This is a genomic window from Cytobacillus sp. FSL R7-0680, from assembly GCF_038009245.1.
Lineage (GTDB): Bacteria > Bacillota > Bacilli > Bacillales > Cytobacillaceae > Cytobacillus > Cytobacillus kochii.
This window is the reverse complement of sequence record NZ_JBBPAO010000001.1, coordinates 1,638,262-1,657,096: the sequence shown is the minus strand read 5'-3', so window position 1 is coordinate 1,657,096 and position 18,835 is coordinate 1,638,262. Positions and strand designations below refer to the sequence as shown.

22 protein-coding genes are annotated in these 18,835 nt (G+C 35.7%); 13 read left to right on the top strand and 9 right to left on the bottom strand.

Going from position 1 to position 18,835, the window contains the following annotated elements; all coding sequences use genetic code 11:
- Window positions 1–39: 39 nt before the first annotated feature.
- Together MKY26_RS08195 and MKY26_RS08190 are read left to right on the top strand one after the other, a co-directional pair.
- Window positions 40–813, top strand: coding sequence for an SDR family oxidoreductase (locus tag MKY26_RS08195; RefSeq protein WP_095372919.1), 774 nt, complete (start codon window positions 40–42; stop codon window positions 811–813).
- Window positions 814–869: 56 nt separating this feature from the next.
- A complete protein-coding gene (locus tag MKY26_RS08190; protein WP_095372920.1) occupies window positions 870–1,025 on the top strand; it encodes a DUF2639 domain-containing protein in 156 nt (51 codons plus the stop codon).
- Window positions 1,026–1,045: 20 nt separating this feature from the next.
- Here MKY26_RS08190 and MKY26_RS08185 read toward each other — a convergent pair whose 3' ends face one another.
- The 3 genes from MKY26_RS08185 to MKY26_RS08175 all read right to left on the bottom strand — a co-directional run bounded on the left by MKY26_RS08185 (window position 1,046) and on the right by MKY26_RS08175 (window position 4,108).
- A complete protein-coding gene (locus MKY26_RS08185; RefSeq protein WP_095372921.1) occupies window positions 1,046–1,606 on the bottom strand; it encodes a GNAT family N-acetyltransferase in 561 nt (186 codons plus the stop codon).
- Between the two features lie 492 nt (window positions 1,607–2,098).
- On the bottom strand, window positions 2,099–3,226 hold the full coding sequence (locus tag MKY26_RS08180; protein ID WP_095372922.1) for an amidohydrolase: 1,128 nt from the start codon (window positions 3,224–3,226) through the stop codon (window positions 2,099–2,101).
- A 102-nt stretch (window positions 3,227–3,328) separates the two neighbouring features.
- Window positions 3,329–4,108, bottom strand: coding sequence for an undecaprenyl-diphosphate phosphatase (locus tag MKY26_RS08175; protein ID WP_307313318.1), 780 nt, complete (start codon window positions 4,106–4,108; stop codon window positions 3,329–3,331).
- Between the two features lie 211 nt (window positions 4,109–4,319).
- Here MKY26_RS08175 and MKY26_RS08170 point away from each other — a divergent pair, with 211 nt between their 5' ends.
- Window positions 4,320–4,643, top strand: a complete 324-nt coding sequence (locus MKY26_RS08170) for a DUF4870 domain-containing protein (protein WP_095372924.1) — start codon at window positions 4,320–4,322, stop codon at window positions 4,641–4,643.
- 767 nt (window positions 4,644–5,410) lie between these two features.
- Here MKY26_RS08170 and MKY26_RS08165 read toward each other — a convergent pair.
- The 5 genes from MKY26_RS08165 to MKY26_RS08145 form a co-directional block, all read right to left on the bottom strand.
- Window positions 5,411–6,121 carry a DUF421 domain-containing protein gene (locus MKY26_RS08165; RefSeq protein WP_340975298.1) on the bottom strand — a complete coding sequence of 237 codons (711 nt, stop codon included), beginning with the start codon at window positions 6,119–6,121 and terminating at the stop codon, window positions 5,411–5,413.
- 591 nt (window positions 6,122–6,712) lie between these two features.
- A complete protein-coding gene (locus MKY26_RS08160) occupies window positions 6,713–7,369 on the bottom strand; it encodes a Type 1 glutamine amidotransferase-like domain-containing protein (RefSeq protein WP_341095217.1) in 657 nt (218 codons plus the stop codon).
- A 316-nt stretch (window positions 7,370–7,685) separates the two neighbouring features.
- Window positions 7,686–7,838 carry a hypothetical protein gene (locus MKY26_RS08155; RefSeq protein ID WP_341095210.1) on the bottom strand — a complete coding sequence of 51 codons (153 nt, stop codon included), beginning with the start codon at window positions 7,836–7,838 and terminating at the stop codon, window positions 7,686–7,688.
- A 136-nt stretch (window positions 7,839–7,974) separates the two neighbouring features.
- The gene (locus MKY26_RS08150) at window positions 7,975–8,358 is read right to left on the bottom strand and encodes a hypothetical protein (RefSeq protein ID WP_341095206.1); all 384 of its coding nucleotides are present in this window, start codon (window positions 8,356–8,358) and stop codon (window positions 7,975–7,977) included.
- 125 nt (window positions 8,359–8,483) lie between these two features.
- Complete coding sequence (locus tag MKY26_RS08145) at window positions 8,484–8,969, bottom strand: DinB family protein (RefSeq protein WP_095372926.1); 486 nt, start codon at window positions 8,967–8,969, stop codon at window positions 8,484–8,486.
- 415 nt (window positions 8,970–9,384) lie between these two features.
- Between MKY26_RS08145 and MKY26_RS08140 the strand changes: the two genes are divergently transcribed.
- From MKY26_RS08140 to MKY26_RS08125, 4 genes are all read left to right on the top strand, one after another.
- Complete coding sequence (locus MKY26_RS08140; protein ID WP_224937588.1) at window positions 9,385–10,227, top strand: patatin-like phospholipase family protein; 843 nt, start codon at window positions 9,385–9,387, stop codon at window positions 10,225–10,227.
- Window positions 10,228–10,391: 164 nt separating this feature from the next.
- The gene (locus MKY26_RS08135; RefSeq protein ID WP_322909506.1) at window positions 10,392–11,162 is read left to right on the top strand and encodes a hypothetical protein; all 771 of its coding nucleotides are present in this window, start codon (window positions 10,392–10,394) and stop codon (window positions 11,160–11,162) included.
- Window positions 11,163–11,241: 79 nt separating this feature from the next.
- On the top strand, window positions 11,242–11,814 hold the full coding sequence (locus tag MKY26_RS08130) for a TlpA disulfide reductase family protein (RefSeq protein WP_322909505.1): 573 nt from the start codon (window positions 11,242–11,244) through the stop codon (window positions 11,812–11,814).
- 74 nt (window positions 11,815–11,888) lie between these two features.
- Complete coding sequence (locus MKY26_RS08125; RefSeq protein ID WP_095372929.1) at window positions 11,889–12,200, top strand: hypothetical protein; 312 nt, start codon at window positions 11,889–11,891, stop codon at window positions 12,198–12,200.
- A gap of 51 nt (window positions 12,201–12,251) precedes the next feature.
- Here MKY26_RS08125 and MKY26_RS08120 read toward each other — a convergent pair whose 3' ends face one another.
- Window positions 12,252–12,998, bottom strand: coding sequence for an SDR family NAD(P)-dependent oxidoreductase (locus tag MKY26_RS08120; RefSeq protein ID WP_322909504.1), 747 nt, complete (start codon window positions 12,996–12,998; stop codon window positions 12,252–12,254).
- 205 nt (window positions 12,999–13,203) lie between these two features.
- Here MKY26_RS08120 and MKY26_RS08115 point away from each other — a divergent pair, with 205 nt between their 5' ends.
- From MKY26_RS08115 to MKY26_RS08090, 6 genes are all read left to right on the top strand, one after another.
- A complete protein-coding gene (locus tag MKY26_RS08115; protein ID WP_341095181.1) occupies window positions 13,204–13,782 on the top strand; it encodes a TetR/AcrR family transcriptional regulator in 579 nt (192 codons plus the stop codon).
- A 302-nt stretch (window positions 13,783–14,084) separates the two neighbouring features.
- On the top strand, window positions 14,085–15,068 hold the full coding sequence (locus MKY26_RS08110; protein ID WP_263624248.1) for a LacI family DNA-binding transcriptional regulator: 984 nt from the start codon (window positions 14,085–14,087) through the stop codon (window positions 15,066–15,068).
- 23 nt (window positions 15,069–15,091) lie between these two features.
- Window positions 15,092–16,000, top strand: a complete 909-nt coding sequence (gene rbsK / locus MKY26_RS08105) for a ribokinase (RefSeq protein ID WP_341095165.1) — start codon at window positions 15,092–15,094, stop codon at window positions 15,998–16,000.
- Window positions 15,975–16,364 carry a D-ribose pyranase gene (gene rbsD, locus MKY26_RS08100; RefSeq protein ID WP_224937594.1) on the top strand — a complete coding sequence of 130 codons (390 nt, stop codon included), beginning with the start codon at window positions 15,975–15,977 and terminating at the stop codon, window positions 16,362–16,364. The genes rbsK and rbsD overlap by 26 nt, the downstream gene beginning before the upstream one ends.
- Window positions 16,364–17,869, top strand: a complete 1,506-nt coding sequence (locus MKY26_RS08095; RefSeq protein ID WP_307313344.1) for a sugar ABC transporter ATP-binding protein — start codon at window positions 16,364–16,366, stop codon at window positions 17,867–17,869. Before rbsD ends, MKY26_RS08095 begins: the two co-directional genes overlap by 1 nt.
- On the top strand, window positions 17,856–18,800 hold the full coding sequence (locus MKY26_RS08090; protein WP_095372933.1) for an ABC transporter permease subunit: 945 nt from the start codon (window positions 17,856–17,858) through the stop codon (window positions 18,798–18,800). Before MKY26_RS08095 ends, MKY26_RS08090 begins: the two co-directional genes overlap by 14 nt.
- Window positions 18,801–18,835: the final 35 nt, after the last annotated feature.

Here is an 18,835-nt window from a genome sequence, read left to right as displayed (position 1 = left end):
ATAATAATTTTAAAAATTCTAACTAAAAGGGGTTGTTTTGTGAATACAAAGACAGCGTTAATTACTGGTGGGTCAACCGGTATCGGTAGCAGTATTGCTTGGAAAGTAGCAGAGCAAAATGTAAATGTGATTATTAATTATAGACATAGTGAACAAAAAGCAATTGAACTTTGTGAGGCCCTTACTAACAAATATGGGACAAAAAATATTGCAATTAAAGCAGATATTACGAATGAAGATGAATGTAATCATCTCATACAGCAATCATTAGCGAAAACAGATTCAATTGATATCTTGATACATAACGCGGGCCCATATATTCATGAAAAAAAGAAAATGATTGAATACTCTTTAGATGAATGGTCTTATTTAATAAATGGAAATCTACAAGCTTTATTTATATTAGGAAAAGCCATCATTCCACTCATGAGAAAGGGGAAGTGGGGGAGAATCATAACAATAGGTTTTGATCGCGCTGAAACTGCCCCAGGATGGATGTATCGTTCGGCTTTTGCTGCAGCAAAATCAGGTGTAGTCTCATTAACAAAGACGCTTGCCTTAGAAGAAGCAGAAAATGGCATAACAGTAAATATGGTTTGTCCAGGGGATATTATTGGCAAGTGGAAAGAGAGTGATATAGACGATGCCTGTACAGTAAAAGATGATCGAACTCCTGTCGGGCGCCCTGGCACAGGGGAGGATGTGGCGAGGGTGATTGCTTTTCTTATTGAACCTGCATCTAGTTTTATCACGGGTAGTGTCATTCCCATAACTGGAGCAAAAGATGTGTTAGGAAAAAACCTTCATCAATAAGCATGTCTCCGATTCTTATCACATATATTGTTAAAAAGACTGTGGGAGAGATGAGGATGGCTTATCAAGGTTCAAAAGGCTGGTATATTGCAAAACTAAAAGAATTTGGTGTTAATAGACATCCAATAGAGTTACGGAAATTAGAACTTTACAAGACCTATGAAGTCAGAAAAATTTATCAACAGGTTTTAGCGAATAAAAAACAAGGGTAGCTATTAAGCTCCCTTGTTTTTTAAGCTTCTTTTAGATGAGTTGTATCTTCCACTGTAAGTCCTTCTCTAAGCATATGAAGAGAATAAAGATCTTTAGGAATTTCAAATAAATCATAAATCTGGCCAGTTTCATTTATTTTATCATACAAACTTTTACGTGATTCATTGGCATAAATGGCATAAGGTAGTTTCTGGGCAGCTTTTAATGAACGAATATTTTCTTTTTTTATGCGCATAAAAATAGTTTCAATATTTAAATCATAAAAAAGTTCATTAAAGAAAGCATCTTTGGCTAATTGATTATAACCTTTACCATGATAAGGTTTACCAATCCATGTGCCAAGAAAACCAGCTTGGTTTTCAATGTCATATAAGCTAATTGTGCCAATTGGATTATTCCATTCATCTGTAATGGTACGAGAGATGAGCTTTTCTTGTTCCTCAGCTTCGAGCGTTTGTTTCGTAATAAATAACAGTTCTTCATAAGATTGAGCTTTATGACGCACAAAAGGGAAGACATCGGGGTGCGTCATCAATTCGAATAAAACTTGACAATCATTTAGGTCACGTTTTTTCAGCATTGGTTATCCCTCCACGTGAGAGTAAACCTACTCCATGCCAAAAAGACAGAAAAGGCCCACCCTCGAAATTTTTTGTAATGTAACTAAAAAATTTCGGGGTGGGAATCGAACCCACTAGAACCAGTAAACTGGTGGCGCACCATTTGCCTTCCCAATATCCAAAAACAAAAGATATTATCGACTAAAAATATTATTTTATGAAAGTATAATACTAAAAAAATAGCAAAAAGGGAATAGATTTTTTACCTTATTTTTAATATTATTTTTCGCCAAATTTCTCCATTTTTTGCATACCGGATTCTAATGGTAAAATTGCAAAAAGGAACCAGTAAATGAGAAGGTGAAAAAGGTACCATACATTGAGGTAAGAGAGGTAGGGACATAGAAAACAGTTTATTGATTGGAGATAAATGGTGAAGAAACCTTATCATCATTTAGACAAAGATAGGAGACGGAAATTCCAATTTGAAGATAAATCGCCTCCTTATCATTTTATTTATCCACCGCATTTGTATATGCCCAATTGCCTGAGACCATTGTCCATTTTGGTTTTGCTAGAAAATGAAAAGGATGATGGCTCCAGAGTACAAGATCAGCTTCTTTCCCTTCTTCAATGCTTCCAACGATATGATCGATTTTTAAGTTTTTAGCGGCAGCGATCGTTATTCCCTCCAATGCTTTTTGTTCGGATAAACCTTCTCGAACAGCAATACTTGCGCAAATGTTTAAGTATTGAATAGGTGTATAAGGATGATCGGTAGTTATTGAAACGGAGACACCTGCTTGATCGAGGATTTTATAAGTGTCCCACGTCTTGTTTTTTAACTCTACTTTTGATCGTCTTGTTAATGTTGGTCCAACGCTCACTTGTAGATTCTTTCCTAAATAAGGAGTAATTAAATGACCCTCTGTACAATGTTCAATTCGAATATCTAAATGAAATTCTTTAGCAAATCGTAGTGCAGTTAAAATATCGTCTGCTCTATGGGCATGGATTCGTACAGGTATTTCTTGTGTAAGTGCTTTAATAATAGGGGATGTGCGCAGGTTTACTTCATTTGGATTAGCATGAACATTATAAAAAGCTTCTCTTAACATCCCCATAATGCCCATTCTAGTAATTGAATGTTCATTGCTATGACTATGAACCTTTTTAGGGTTTTCTCCAAGAGCAATTTTTAATCCAGCAGTTTCTTTAACAAGCATTTCTTCAACACTATTGCCGTACGTTTTCAAGATGGATGTGGTGCCACCAATAATATTCGCACTGCCTGGCATTACGTGAACAGTAGTTATCCCAGCTTTAAGTGCATCACGAAAAGCAGGATCAAAAGGGTGGATGCCATCGATTGCCCGAATATGAGGTGTTAATGGCTGTGTTGTCTCATTCGCATCATTACCAGCCCAACCAGTCCCCTCGTCATATAATCCAATATGTGTATGCACATCAATAAAACCAGGTAACAGAAAACCATGAGAACAATCAACGACTTGTGCATGCAAATCTTGAATATCTTTTCCGATCTTTTTCACTATACGATTTTTTATTAATACATCTCCGTGGAAAGGCTTTGAAGTAATGGGATAGACAATGGCATTTTTAAAAAGTATCGTCGACATCAGCATCCAGTCCTTTTTCTAATAAAATTCATCCTTAGCAAATACACTGTTAAAGTGACAAAAAAGTGAGTAGAAATCAAGAACCTACTCATGAGAATAAATTTAAAAAATGCCTGCCATTTGCATAAATAGGATTGTTAATCCTAAAATCCAAACATAAACGGCAAATATCTTTAGTGATTTTCTTTTTAGAAAATTAATCATCCAAACAACGGCAATATAACCGAAAATGGCTGATGCAAGTGTGGCAATTAACATACTGCCAAAGCTAATAGCTTCAATATGGCCAGCATATATTTCTCCAAATTGCAGTACAATGCCTCCTGCTATGGTCGGTATAGATAGTAAAAATGAAAAGTATGCAGCTGTTTCTCGATCAAGTTTACGGATGAGCCCTGCAGCGATTGTTAAACCTGATCTTGAAATAGCAGGGAATATCGCAATTGCTTGAAAACTACCAATAAATAATGCATCACTATAGCTAATATCTTTCATTTTTTTCGCACCATTTTTAATACTATCTGAGAACCAAAGAATGATTCCGGTAATAATAAATTCCCAGCCAATGGTGACGCCGGTTTTTGAGATCGTCTCAAATAGATCATTAAATAATAAACCAACAAAAACAGCAGGAATCGTACCAATGACAAGCAGCATAGATAACTTTCCGAATGGATTTTTTATGATTTCTAGTAACTCATTTTTATAAACAACAAGGACAGCTAATAGTGTACCAATATGGAGCATGGTATCTAAAAATAATCCTGCTTCATCAAGACCAAATAAATGTCTTCCAAGATACAAATGCCCAGTGCTTGAAATAGGAAGAAATTCTGTTATCCCTTGAATGATTCCAAGAATAAATGCTTCAATTTTTGACATCATATAAATCACCTATTTGTTTATTTTTTTCATAGTAGTAAAATAAGGGGAACTCACGTATCAACTTGTTTTCTCTCGCTTTTATAAATGTATTCAAGTTGTCCAATAGAAGAACCGAAATTTGAAAATAAAAACTTTGAAACTTTTTATAATAATCTTCGTAAAATAGGTATATAGTACAAGAAGGAATAAGAGAAAGGGGAAAACAACAATGAAAGATTCACAAACAGACAGAATACTTGCTGCTGGCATTTATATTATTAGTTTCTTTACTGTATTTATAGGACCACTTGTTATTTGGCTCATAAAGAAAGATAGCTCAAAGCTTGTAGACTATCATGGTAGACAGTATTTTAACTTCCTCATTACTTACTTTGTTTATGGAATCATTAGTACGATCTTGATGTTAGTGCTTATTGGTTATTTATTAGGAGCCATATTTGGCATTGCATTTATCGTATTTACCATTATTGCAGCCGTTAAGGCGTTTGAAGGGGAAGAGTATCGCATCCCGTTTATCATCCGTATCCTCTAATAATTATGTAAGTATAAAAGACCAAAAAGAAAACGCGAATAATAATTCGTGTTTTCTTTTTGGTCTTTTTATTAAAAGCCGGATTATTGGCTCATAGAATAATATATTTACCAATAAGGAACAAAGTAAATGATTCCTTCATTCATAAAGGAATGCTTATTCGGGGATTCTTTGATTTAAGTAGGTTTGGGTGTCAATGATAGGGTAGCTGATGTATAGAGATAATAAAGCCGTTTAATTTTGAAATAATAAACAAATGCCTTACTACGATTTATTGTAATAAGGATTTTTTAAAGTTGTTTAATTTTGTATCAATATAATTATTCTTATCTTCGAATTTGATATTGAAGTTATTTCCCTTTGGACAAAAAAAGCTTCTCTACATGATAGAAAGAAAAAAAGCGAAAACCTGAAGGAATCTGCAAAAGGGGATTAACGAGATTAGATACATTTCCACTCGTATCTTTTTATTGGTTTGTTAATAATTCGGGTTCTCATAATAATGTCCTAAATTTTCCAATTATAGTTATCCCAAACTCCAAAAATAAGGGTGGCATTTATTATAAAAAGGAGTAAGAAGATGAATATTAACATTAGAAATAACTGCATTAACTTATGGAGCATATCGTTCCATTATGCGTGTTCGTATAACAAGGTACAAAGGAAAAAATAACTTTATCGGACGGAACAGCAATAAATATGAATGATGTACTTCTTAAATCCACCTACTTAATGTAGAATTACTAAGGCAGATACCATGAGGGAGCTTAGGAATTATATAGGAATATACTTAGATTTTCCTTGCCATCTAAGGTACCAAGTAGAATATCTTTGATGGTTATATTTGGATAGGTATCTTGAAGTTTTTTAAGAATCCATTCTTCATCCCTGCCTAATTGATGCAACTGTTTACAATTAATCGTTCCCTCTTTTATAACGGTATTTGGAAAATAAAAAGGTTTGACTGGTTTGCTAAATGTGACGGCTGTTAAAGGCAAATGTTCCGTCTTCAGAAAGATGGAAACCTTGCCACCATGCTCCCATAAGGCAAGTGCGACTTTTTGGATTTCTTCAATATTCTTCATTCGTAATTCGGTCTGCAGTTCATCAAGTGAAATTCGGGCACGTTTCATATTACGGTTATTAATCATTCCATTTTCTATTAATGGAATCGGATCGGTGATAAACCACTTTCTAAAATGTCTAAAATGCAAACTTAGGTAGATTCCGATTATATACAAGATTAAAATAACACTCATTGTAATCATCGACCCTTCCAGACCTAACCCTTCATCGGACAGCGGATGGGCAATAATATTTCCAATAATCAGCACGATAACAAAATCGAGAAGTCCTACTTGGGAAAGGGAACGCTGACCCATTAATTTGACAAGTATGACGAAAAACACAAATCCAACAATTGCCCGGAGCATCCATTGGACAATAGTTAAGGATTCCTGCGAAGTGAAAAATTCCATAATCTTACACACCCTTTAAACAGAATTAAAAAAAAAACTTATCTTGATCAGCCTGTATTCATAAGGAAAATATATATTTTGGACAAAGTTAACTGGTTTTAGCAGTGCCGTGTACGGCACGAAAGCTGAAGCAAGACTTCCCAAACCTCATGACTCTATAAGGGGGTATCGACTCGAGCGAAGTTTCCCCTGTATTTCCTTTTCTCCCTCATTCTTTGTACTATTATTTTCCAATTAATAAAATTTATTACTATAAATTGATTCCAACGGTTAGTTATTCTTTTATCTGAAACAGTGACAAGAAAAAAGATCGACTTTAATGACGATCTTCTGATTCATTCGTATTCAATTAACCTGCCCCGTTTGTTAAACAAGAAAAAAAGAACGCTCCAGCAATCCTCATCTTTAACTCTTGCATCCGTTAGTTCAATAAGAATTTAATTACTTTAACTAAATATTTTGTAGAAGGGTGAAGTAGAAAAATGGACGCAATTCAACACTCGTGCCAGTTCTCCTTCACTATATTTAAAATATTTAAAATAGAGACGGTGCAAAAAATTAATTCAATTAAGCCATAGCGTTTCGCTAGAACTAGAGCGTCTCATCCAATTTCTGAATCTTTGAGTCGGAAATTAAGTATACATTGCCAAAAACGTCGATTTTGTCTTCTTTTACACGTACAGCGCAATCTTTGTTTGACGCATAAATATTTATTTCTTCCGATAGGGGAGATAGTTCGCTTTGAACCAGTGCCATGTTATTTTCAAGATCAAAATGAGACAGGACGGAAAAATTATCAAGACCGATTCCGTCGTAAACAGAGCTCATTTCAACTTTATCTCCAAAGTTTTTCGAGCATAACCATTTAGCGGACATGTTGATTGCCCCAGCGCTTGCTCCCATTACAACGGCGTTGCTTTTTTTAATCGAATCCGATAATTCATACTCCATCAAAAAACCATTTTGATTAAGGATATTGCCACCCAACAAGAAAATGACGGAAGCATTTTGAATTATCGTTTGGGCATCTTCCTTCTGTAAGCGATAATTAATTAAATAATATTCATTAAACATAATGCCAGCCTGGTCAAGCCACGACCGTTCAGTAGCACCATCATCTTCAAAAACAGATGGATTCGAGCTAATCATAGCAAGCGATTTTCTATCAGTTATATCCTCCTGTAACGCCCTACCCAGATTCTCTGAAAAAAAATTGTTAAACCAACCTAAATAATAGTGAGTTTTCATAAGTACCTCCCCAGCAAAGTGTAAATAACATTTATTCTTGAGTCACTCATTCTGTTTTCTTGTCACTCTCAATATGGCCGATTGTTAAACACAATTTAAACAACACTGTTCGACTAGCCTGCCCTGTTTGTTAAACAAGAAAAAAAGAACGCTCCAGCGATAATCATCTTTAACTCTTGCACCCGTTCGTAATCTAAGGTTAGCCAGATTTTTCTGGTTGACCTATTTTTATAAGAAAATATAATAATTCCGCAAATCACTGTTACTCCTATAAAAGTAAACAAGTAAAGAAAAGGAGAATTAGCTTTACCAAAATCTACTCACTTTGAAGTGTCTCTACTTTATCCCACGCACTTGATATATCTGGTTTGTAGTTTCTTGTTTTGATATAACCGACTAACATCATACCGACTATATAGATTATATGAATTATAATTGAACCAATAAATACTTGTATAATTATCTTCATTTAGACAACCTCATTTATATCTACATTACCATAATAACCCATATTATTCTTCAAGTAACCTGCGTATTATGTTAATAACGACAAAGAAAAAAGCTGCCTCAGCAACCCTCCTACTTATACTTAATCACCCGTTTGTTTAAAACGATTGATGTTCTAATTCTTCATAATACTTTTTAGGATTATCAATATTTTTTTCAATGAAATATTTAGCTTGCTGCTTGAACAGATTTATGTAAGAATCTTGGCTCATTGATAAATCTTCTAATTCATCAACACTTCCCTCGACTTGAAAGGTGTCCGAGGTTACATCCACAACGACAGTCATATATGTTTTATTTTTATATGAGACCGTACCAACCACTTGTTTCTGTTCTAAATCAACCCTAGTAAATTCGTGTTTAACTCCTGTTGGTTTAAAGGTTGTATATCCAACATTAGATTTAAATGTGCTTTTCGTTATAAAGAGCAAGCCAACAAGTGTTAAAGAAAACAATAAAACTAAGTAAACTTTATTCCTCAATTTTTTTACCTTCACTAAGTAATTTTTACTTTCTGATTATTATTTCATAGTATTGGTTATTGTGCTATACTGCCCCCTTAGTACAACAAGAAAACAGATGCTACCTCTGCAAACCCTTTAATAAATTATTTTGTCGAATGAGAGGAAAGTCCTCTCCCGATAAGGTTTGCAGAAACCGGTTTCCTTCCCAATTCTCTTGCCCAAATTGATAATTGTCCTATATGGTGAATTTCGTGAGCAATGGCATGGCGCATAACTTCACCCCAAGTATCTGTTACAATTCTTCCATCTGGCAGGGTATCGTAAAATAATTGATTTTCCATACTTGCATCCCAGTTGTTCACAAAGTTCTCTACTTCCATATGAAATTCTGCGTCCAATTTTCGAACCTTGTCCAAGCTGTTATAATAATCAAAACTCTCCTGAAAGTCCGCTTTTCCCTGTAATAGACGTATCCAGCTCCACTCGACATCAACAATATGGAAAAGTGTATGTAATATACTGCCCATACCACCAGTTCGATTTTGCAAAAGCTCTTCCTCACTTAAATCTTCACACCAGTTATACCAATCTTTTCGTATCATCCAGTTATATTTAAAAAGTGTTTGCAATAAAACCCCTCCGCAATAAAAAATATTAACCTTAAAATATACGTTTGGAATATAAAAAACTTTACTTACTATATACTATTTCTTCAGTCATAGTTTAAATTCCTTGTTCAACTAACCTGCCCGGTAGTTCAAGAAGAACTGACAAGATCACGATGTATGCTCTTCATTTTTAAATAACTTTATTATTTATTAAATAACATTATTATTCGTGAACAGCTGACCGTGTTTAATAAAAGGAGTGGGATAGCTTCTTAGCAAACTTTTTTATATGCATTCACTAGGACAGAGCACACAATGCTATTTTCGTTTTTTCAGCATTTTTATCATTCATCGCGTACCTCTCTTTCGTAGAATAGACAACTCAAGCTTGTTATAATAGAACAAGGACTTTAATAAGAAAGGATTCGTTGTGAGAATGAATGTACATCAAACAGCCCTTGTATTAGAAGGTGGAGGAATGAGAGCGGCATACTCTGCTGGTGTAATGGAATTATTTTTAGATAAAGGTATTACTTTTCCATATGTAATTGGTGTTTCTGCAGGAGCCGCGAATGCTGCCTCATATTTATCGAAACAAAAGGGCCGTAACAAGAAGGTAAGTGTGGAGTATGTATCTGATCCTAGATACTTCTCCTTGCGAAATTATCGAAAATCTAAACAGTTATTTGGTATGGACTTTATTTTTGATGAAATTCCAAATAAGCTGGTTCCCTATGATTATGAAGCGTTCTCTCACGGGAAAAGTGAGTTTATAATTGGTACAACCGATTGTCTGAGTGGAGAAGCTGTTTATTATGGGAAGAAAGACTATGGGGAAAACTTGTTGCTTCTTTTAAAAGCGTCAAGTTCATTACCTTTTATTGCACCTGAAATTTCTTTTAATAATCGAATGTTACTTGATGGTGGTATTGCTGATTCCATACCAATAAGAAAAGCACAAGCAGATGGATATGATAAAGCTGTTGTTGTTTTAACACGACCCAAAGGTTACCGAAAAAAACCATCAAGAATGAGTTTTTTATTGCGAAGAAAATATCCACAATATCCAGGGCTCCAAAGAGCAATGATGAATCGTTACAAAATGTATAATGAAACCGTTGAATATTTAGAGGAGCAAGAAAAAAAAGGACAAGTGATGATTATTAGACCTGAGAAGGTTGATGTGGGAAGAATGGAAAGAGATTTAAAAAAATTATCTGCCTTTTATGAGCAAGGCTATAAGGATGCAGAAGATAGTTTAACAAGATTTATATTTTAATTGAAAGTTTGGTGAAAAAAGATCATTCTCTTCTCCCATAGAAGAGGAGAAATGTCTTTCTCTTTTGGTTTTTAGCGGTGAAAATGAATATTACTCATGATTTCCTTCGTTCTATAATAGATTGGTAGTAATACATTTATTGAGAGAATCGGGGTAGGAAGTTCATGAATATTCAGCAATATTATCAGCAATCAGCACAAGCCTCTCTTAATGGTAGTTTAGTTGCGTGTATACCACTATGGATATTAGTCATATATCATAGTTTCTTTCAGGAGATTAGCGGGCTTCTTTGGTGGTGTTTACCCTTTGTTTTATATAGTGGGATGTCTTATCAAAGCTATGTGTTAGCAAATAATCAAGCAAAGATAAGTTCATATGCATCAACAAATAGCAAGCAAAAAAATATATTTTCACAAAGGGAATTTCTTATAGGTTTTTTACCAGCACCGAATTTAAGATTATTATTATTTAATAGAGATGGTAGAACGGCTGCTGAAATTCGTGATTTAGCTTTTCATAAGTGGCGCTGGTTTTTGCCTACATTTGTCGACCGCTGGATTTATAGAAATCGCTATGCTTTAGTTGTTGATCAAAGGGTGCTTGCAATAATTACAGTGCGAAAACACAATATCCAGATTGATTATAACAGTAATACGATTCTTCTCCACAATGACAATAATAAACGCTTTATTTGTCAAAAAGATAGCCGAGCTTATACGCTAAGGTATGAACGGACTTTTATGAATCTATTGGTTCAATCTGAGAATGGAAGGGAGCTTGGGAAATTACAAAAAGGATGGATTCCGAGAGAATGGATGGAATCGTTCAAGGTAAACAACACCCCCTTTTTAATGATGAATCAACCTTTGCCCGCTGATGAACAATTAATTTTTTATAGTTTATTGATCATGTATGTAAAAAACATTCAACATTGAAGTAAAAGATTCGCTAAAGTTGTCTCAACTATAGTATGATTAAGACAGTTTTGAAAAGTGTTCTAAGTTGAGGTGTTCTATGAGAAAGTTTTTAATCATTGCGGCTTCATTACTTATTATTTTATTAATCGTAGATCGGACCATTCTAAAGGACAAAGGTTTATTGTCACAAGTACAAATTGACCAATATGAGGAAATAGAAAACCCTGAAAATGTAGCTGTTGGCCTGGAAATTGGTCAGAAGGCACCTGAAATCCAGTTGGAAACACTGAATGGTGAGTCATTTCAACTAAGTGACTATGAAGGAAAGAAAATATTACTTAATTTTTGGGCAAGCTGGTGCGGACCTTGTGAAGAAGAAATGCCTTATATGGAAAAAGTTTATAAAGAATATAAAGATGACGGATTTGAAGTCATAGCTGTAAATATGACCAAAACGGAAAGAAACGAAACAAATGCCGCTGATTTCGTGAAAGCGAATGAACTATCCTTCATCATACCAATGGACCCTGAAGGCGTTGTCTTAGATAACTATGAGGTGATTGCCTACCCAACTAGTTACTTCATTGATTCGGATGGGATTATTCGAAATAAAGTATTAGGTGCGCTAAATGAAGACTTCTTGGAAAAGGAAATTTTACGTTTACCATAGAGGATGTTTTCTAAAACGAATGTGTGGGTATAAATGTATAATAATATTAGATTAAGCAATAAGGATGTGGCAAATTGAGTACATCAACAATACTAAAATGGATAACAGGTGCATGTGAAGCATTTCTTGGCATTCCTTTTCTAGGAGGAATTTTTATCCTCGCAAATGGATGGGTGCCACTTATTGTTATGTTTTTCCTTCATGTAATCACACTTGTACTATCCGTAAGAGCTGGAGAAAACAAGTACGGTAGTATCACAGGTATCATTACTTCTATTATTGGTTGGATTCCGGTAGTTGGAATGATTATGCATATTATTACAGCGTTGTTATTATTTGTAGATGCTGGTCTTAGTTCAAAACAAAATAAAACAAAAGTATATTAAATGAAACGAGCCGATGAAATCAGTCACGGCTCGTTTTTAGATTAGGCTTTATTATATGGCAGTCCAACCGCCGTCAATCACTAACTCTGTACCTGTAACAAATCTTGCCTCATCTGATGCTAAGAAAAGGACACCGTAAGCAACATCTTCAGGGTTGCCGAAATAAGGCAACTGCGTATAAGTTTGATAGAACGGTAAGGCAGATTCCATTGAAGGAGCTGTCATTGGGGTCGAAATAATCCCAGGATGTACAGAATTGACTCGAATATTTTCTTTTCCATATTCTATTGCTGCAGATTTGGATAATACTCGTAAAGCACCCTTAGCGGCTGTATATGGACTTGTCCCTGCCATGCCAACTATACCGCCGATGGAAGAAATATTGACAATGGAACCGCTGCCATTTTTCTTTAATTCGGGAATGACATATTTCATGCCGATTACACAACCATTTAAGTCGATTTCTAAAATTTTATTCCATTCATCCATTGACATATCCTCTAGAGTTTTGGGAGAAGCGACACCAGCATTGTTAATCAGGATATCTAGTTTACCAAATTGTTCAATGGCTTCATTTATAACTGCTTGCCATTGTTCTTCAGACGTCACATTATGGGCAAGGGCAATCGCCTCACCACCTGCTTCTTTTATCTCTGCAACCACTTTATTTAAAGTTTCCATTTGTAAATCAGTCGCTACTACTTTAGCGCCTTCTTTCGCGAATAACTTTGCTTCTGCTGCACCCATCCCGTTAGCTGCTCCGGTAATAATGGCTACTTTTCCTTCTAACCTTTTCATGATATACCCCCATTTGGTAAAAACTTAGACAATATCGTACGATTTTTAATACAACTAGTTGCTTTATCAACAAACCGTTGATAATCTGATTATATCAACTGATGAAAAAATGAAGCAATGAACAAAAAAGTTGAGATCGTTGTATACTCAACAGTTCATACAAATTTGTTTAAAAATAAGAATAATTAATACAAGGAGCAGAAAAATGTCGAAAAAAGAAAAAGTCGATCCCCGTGTAGTAAGAACAAAGCGAATGTTAACTGACGCCCTTATTTCTTTAATAGAAGAACAAGGTTTTGAAAAAGTAACGGTGCAGGCAATTACAAAAAAAGCGATGCTGAACCGCGCTACTTTTTATCTCCATTTTACAGATAAATACGATTTGCTTGAGCAAAGTACAGATGACATGATTGATGAGTTAAAAGAAGCAATGAAGACTTCTTTTGTAGCAAGTAAAGGGACGTATGATACTGAATCACCAAATGAAAGCTTTATTCAATTATTTGCGCAAATTGGCACATATGATTACATATATAGAGTGTTGCTGTCTGAAAGTACAATGCCTCATTTTCGTGATAAACTAACAGCTGTGTTGAGCGAATTTATTGCAGATGGCATGACCGTTATGCAACCAGATGATGACTTATTGACTATACCAAGAGAAATGGCCATACGCTTCTACGCTTCTGCGTTTTTAGGTGTGATTATATGGTGGTTGAAAAATGATTGTCCGTATACCGCTAAATATATGGCTGCGCAACTCATGAAAGTTAGGACCGTATAAACAAGTGGTGATAGAACAGAAATCCTCTCTATAAAAAGGAGGGATAAAATAAAGTTGACAAAATTTTAATAGATGGTAAACTAAATTTGTGTAAACGGTTACAGATGAGTGTGTAACGCGTTACATATCAAATAAAATAGTAATTAATAGATTTTGTTTTTTTCTGAAATATGTAACCCGTTACATGCCTTTCCTAGTCATGAGAGAATAACGCTTCAGATAGTGAGTGTCTAATATGTAACGGGTTACATACTACCTTTTAATATAAGTTTAATAATAACAGTATTAACAAATGTAAGGTGATGATTCATATAGCCACAATTAAAGAAGTAGCAAAGTATGCAAATGTTTCTGTTGCGACTGTATCGCGAGTGATAAATAAAAAAGGATATGTCCAAAAGGAAACGCAAACAAAAGTGGAAGAAGCGATCAAAGCACTTAACTACCGACCTAATAATGTAGCGCGTAGCCTATTTAAAAAGCAGTCAAAAATGATTGGGTACATTGTCCCTGATATTACAAACCCATTCTTCCCACAACTTGTCCGCGCTGTGGAAGATGTGACAGTAGCACAAGGGTATACTACTTTTCTATGTAATAGTGATGACAATTTAGAAAAGGAACTGATGTATTTAAATAAAATGGCGGAAAACTATATTGATGGCGTAATCATTGTATCCAATCATATGAATGAAAGCCATCTCGCCAATTTACAGATCCCGGTAGTTGCACTTGACCGTGTGTTCCATGAAAGTATTCCCTCAGTGACGATAGATAATTATCAGGAAGCGAGAAGGGCAGTTATGCATTTAGTTGAAAATGGCTGCGAGAAAATCGCCCATATTAGTGGACCAGAAAATATTATCAATTCCCAACTGAGGAAAAAAGCTTACCAAGATGTCATGATGGCACTAGAAAGACCTGTGTATATAAGTGAAGGTCATTATCAAATGAAAACAGCCCAAGAAGCTACATTTCGTCTCCTGCACGAACAGAAGGACATTGATGCTATATTCACTGGTAATGATGTGATGGCAGTTGGTGCCCTAAAGGCATGCACAAAGCTCGGGATTAATGTACCGAAAGAACTTCAAATCATTGGTTTTGATGGAATTGAGTGGACGGAAACTGTTTCACCAGAAATTACAACCATCGCTCAACCAATATATGAGATGGGGAAAAAAGCAGCAACCATGCTTTTGAACCGTATCAACGGAAAGGAAGAAGGTCAGGATCATATTGTATTCCCGACCGAACTAAAAATAAGAGAAACAACAACGCATTAAAACAGAAGAAGGAGAGTGATTAGATGATTACAGTAATCGGAAGCATCAATATGGATCTAGTCACGGTAACAAGTATAGACCCGTCAATGGGTGAAACCGTGATGGGAGAATCATTTTTTACTGTGCCAGGTGGTAAAGGAGCAAACCAAGCAGTGGCTGCAGCTAAGCTTGGAGCGAATGTGAAAATGATTGGTAAAGTCGGCGATGACCCTTTTGGTCAAGAGTATATGAATTATTTTAATGACATGCTTATCAATACGGAAAGTATCCAAATAGAAAAATCTGTACGTACTGGAACAGCAAGCATAACAGTGTATCACCATGATAATAAAATTATTGTTGTACCTGGTGCCAATCATTTAATGACAAGTGACGTTATAGAAGCATATCGCGATGATATTTTAGCGAGTGAATGGGTGCTTCTGCAATTAGAAATTCCATTGTCTGCCGTAGAAAAAGTACTAGAGATTGCGGCAGAGGGCAATGTCGGTGTCATTTTAAATCCAGCTCCCTTCCATCATATTCCTTCTCATTGGTTTGAGTTAGTAACCTACCTCACACCGAATGAATATGAAGCGAAACAGTTATTCGAAGCATATGCAAATGATACAGAGGCAACGGAACTACTGAAACAAAAGCTTGTCATTACAAAAGGAAATAAAGGTGCCGCGTTCTTTGAAAACGGAGAACTTATGACCATTCCTGCTGTTAAGGTAAAGGCGGTTGATACGACTGGAGCAGGAGATACTTTTAATGGCGCTTTAGCGGTTGCCCTTGATGATGGCTTAACAATAGAACAGGCAATTACGTTCGCAATAAAGGCTGCAGGTTTATCTGTAACGAAAATGGGTGCACAAGTAGGAATGCCGACAAAAGCCGAAATTGAAAAAATGGAAGTGAATCATCATGAAGAAACAAGGAATGCTGAATAGTGATATAGCAAAAGTCATCAGTGATATGGGACATACAGATACAATTGTTATTGCTGATTGTGGACTACCTATCCCAGATGGTGTAAAAAAAATTGACCTAGCTCTAAAGCTAGGGACACCTTCCTTTTTAGACGTCTTAAATGAGCTTGAAAAAGAATTAATGATAGAGAGTGTCACATTAGCAACTGAAATTAAAACAGATAATGAACCGTTATTTTTAGCAATTAAAGACAAGTTCTCTGATTGTAGCTATGTCTCGCATGAAACATTTAAGAAAAAAACGGAAAAAGCAAAGGCGATTATACGAACTGGAGAAGCTTCCCCTTACGCTAACATCATTTTAACGTCAGGAGTGATATTTTAATGAAGCAATCATCAATAATAGAAATGAAGAATATTCATAAATCCTTCTATTCGGTGGAAGTACTCAAAGGCGTTGATTTTGACTTGAGAGCTGGGGAGATCCATGCGCTTATGGGTGAGAATGGGGCAGGGAAATCGACCTTAATTAAAATCCTTACAGGCATTCATGAAAGCAATCAAGGTGAGATTTATTATAAAGGGAATAAGGCCGTATTTTCTTCACCGAAAGATGCAGAAAAAAATGGTATTGCTGTCATTCATCAAGAGTTAAATATTATTCCTTATTTAACAGTGGCTGAAAATATGTTCTTAGGTAAAGAATTAAGTACTTTCGGTTTATTAAAGACGAGAGAGATGAATGTAAAAGCAGAAAAGCATTTAAAGCGCTTAGGCATTGAAATGGATGTAAAACAGCCTGCTGGAGAACTTTCCGTTGGACAACAACAAATGATTGAAATTGCAAGAGCAATCGCTGCCAATTCTGAAGTTCTTATCATGGATGAACCAACAGCCGCTTTAACAGATAGAGAGATTGATACATTATTTTCCGTTATTGATCAATTGCGAAAAGAGAATGTGGCAATCATTTATATATCTCATCGCATGGAAGAGATTTTTAAAATGTGTGACCGTATTACGGTTTTACGAGATGGTCAATCAATAGGAACGAAATATACCACAGACACCTCATTCGATGAAATCGTGAAAATGATGGTTGGTAGAGAAATTGGTGAGCGTTACCCGGCTCGGACGGCAACAATTGGTGATGTTTTTTTCAAAGTCGAGAACTTAAGTGTGAAAGATCATTTTTCTAATATTTCATTTGATGTTAGAAAAGGTGAGATACTTGGCGTCGCCGGTTTAATGGGAGCTGGAAGAACGGAGATCATGGAAGCGATTTTTGGGTCACGAAAGAAATCGTCTGGGAAGATATTTTTGAATGGTCAAGAACTACACATTCGTGCACCAAAACAAGCAATTGCTGCCGGTATCGGTTTCATTACAGAAGACCGTAAAGATGAAGGTCTTATACTTGGATTAAGTGTAAGGGAGAATTTAGCCGTTCCTAATTTAAAAGCGCTTTCGCAAAGTGCCATTATGTCTACTAAAAAGGAAAAAGCTTTCTCCAAAGAAATGATAGACAAGTTAAAAATTAAAACAGCCGGTCCTGAACAAGAAGTTAAGAATTTAAGTGGTGGGAACCAACAAAAAGTGGTCTTTGGAAAATGGCTTGGAATCGATCCAACACTGTTAATTTTGGACGAACCTACTCGTGGTGTGGATGTAGGAGCAAAAAAAGAGATATATACGATTATGAATGAAGAAACAATGAAGGGCCATTCCATTATTATGGTCTCATCTGAGTTACCAGAGATACTAGGTATGTCAGATCGTATTATGGTGATTCATGAAGGGAAAGTAGCCGCCATTCTGGAAAAAACAGATGCGACTCAAGAAAAAATTATGGAAGCAGCAACAGGAGGGACAAAGCATGAACAAAATTAGTAAAGGCATCGGCTCCATTCAAAAGCTAGGACCGGTTTTAGGCTTACTGCTCATCATTATTATTTTATCGGTTATGAGTCCAAGCTTTACAACAGCTGACAATATACTGAACGTATTAAGACAAGTTTCAATCAATGCTTTAATTGCGTTTGGAATGACATTTGTTATCTTGACAGGGGGAATCGACTTATCTGTCGGTTCGATTTTAGCGCTATCTTCCGCACTTACTGCAGGTATGTTAGCTAGTGGTATGGATCCGGTAATTGCGGTTCTTCTCGGTTTATTAGCAGGTGCTTTAATGGGACTTGTCAACGGCGTAATTATTGCAAAAGGTAAAGTCGCTCCTTTTATTGCAACATTAGCGACAATGACAATTTTCAGAGGGTTAACACTTGTTTATACAGAAGGTCGACCAATAACTGGTCTATCTGATGCTTTTAGCTTTCAAATGATTGGTAAAGGTTATTTTCTCGGGGTACCATTTCCTGTTGTTACGATGCTGTTAGCTTATTTATTTTTATACTTCTTGCTAAAGAAAACAACTTTTGGTCGCGGTGTTTATGCGATTGGTGGGAATGAAGAAGCCGCTAAGCTCTCTGGTTTAAAAGTGGATCGCTTGAAAATGGGTGTTTATGCGATTTCAGGATTATTTGCTGCAGTTGCCGGAATTACGTTAACTTCTCGTCTTGACTCTGCACAGCCAACAGCTGGTACAAGCTACGAATTAGATGCCATTGCGGCAGTTGTTCTTGGTGGGACAAGTCTTTCAGGCGGACGCGGATGGATCTTTGGTACATTAATTGGTGCTTTGATTATTGGTGTACTTAATAATGGTTTGAATTTATTAAATGTATCATCTTTCTACCAACAAGTGGTGAAGGGCGGCGTCATTCTATTAGCTGTACTAATTGATAGAAAGAAAGCTGCTTAACATATATGATTTGCAAACCTATGAAGGAGGAATAC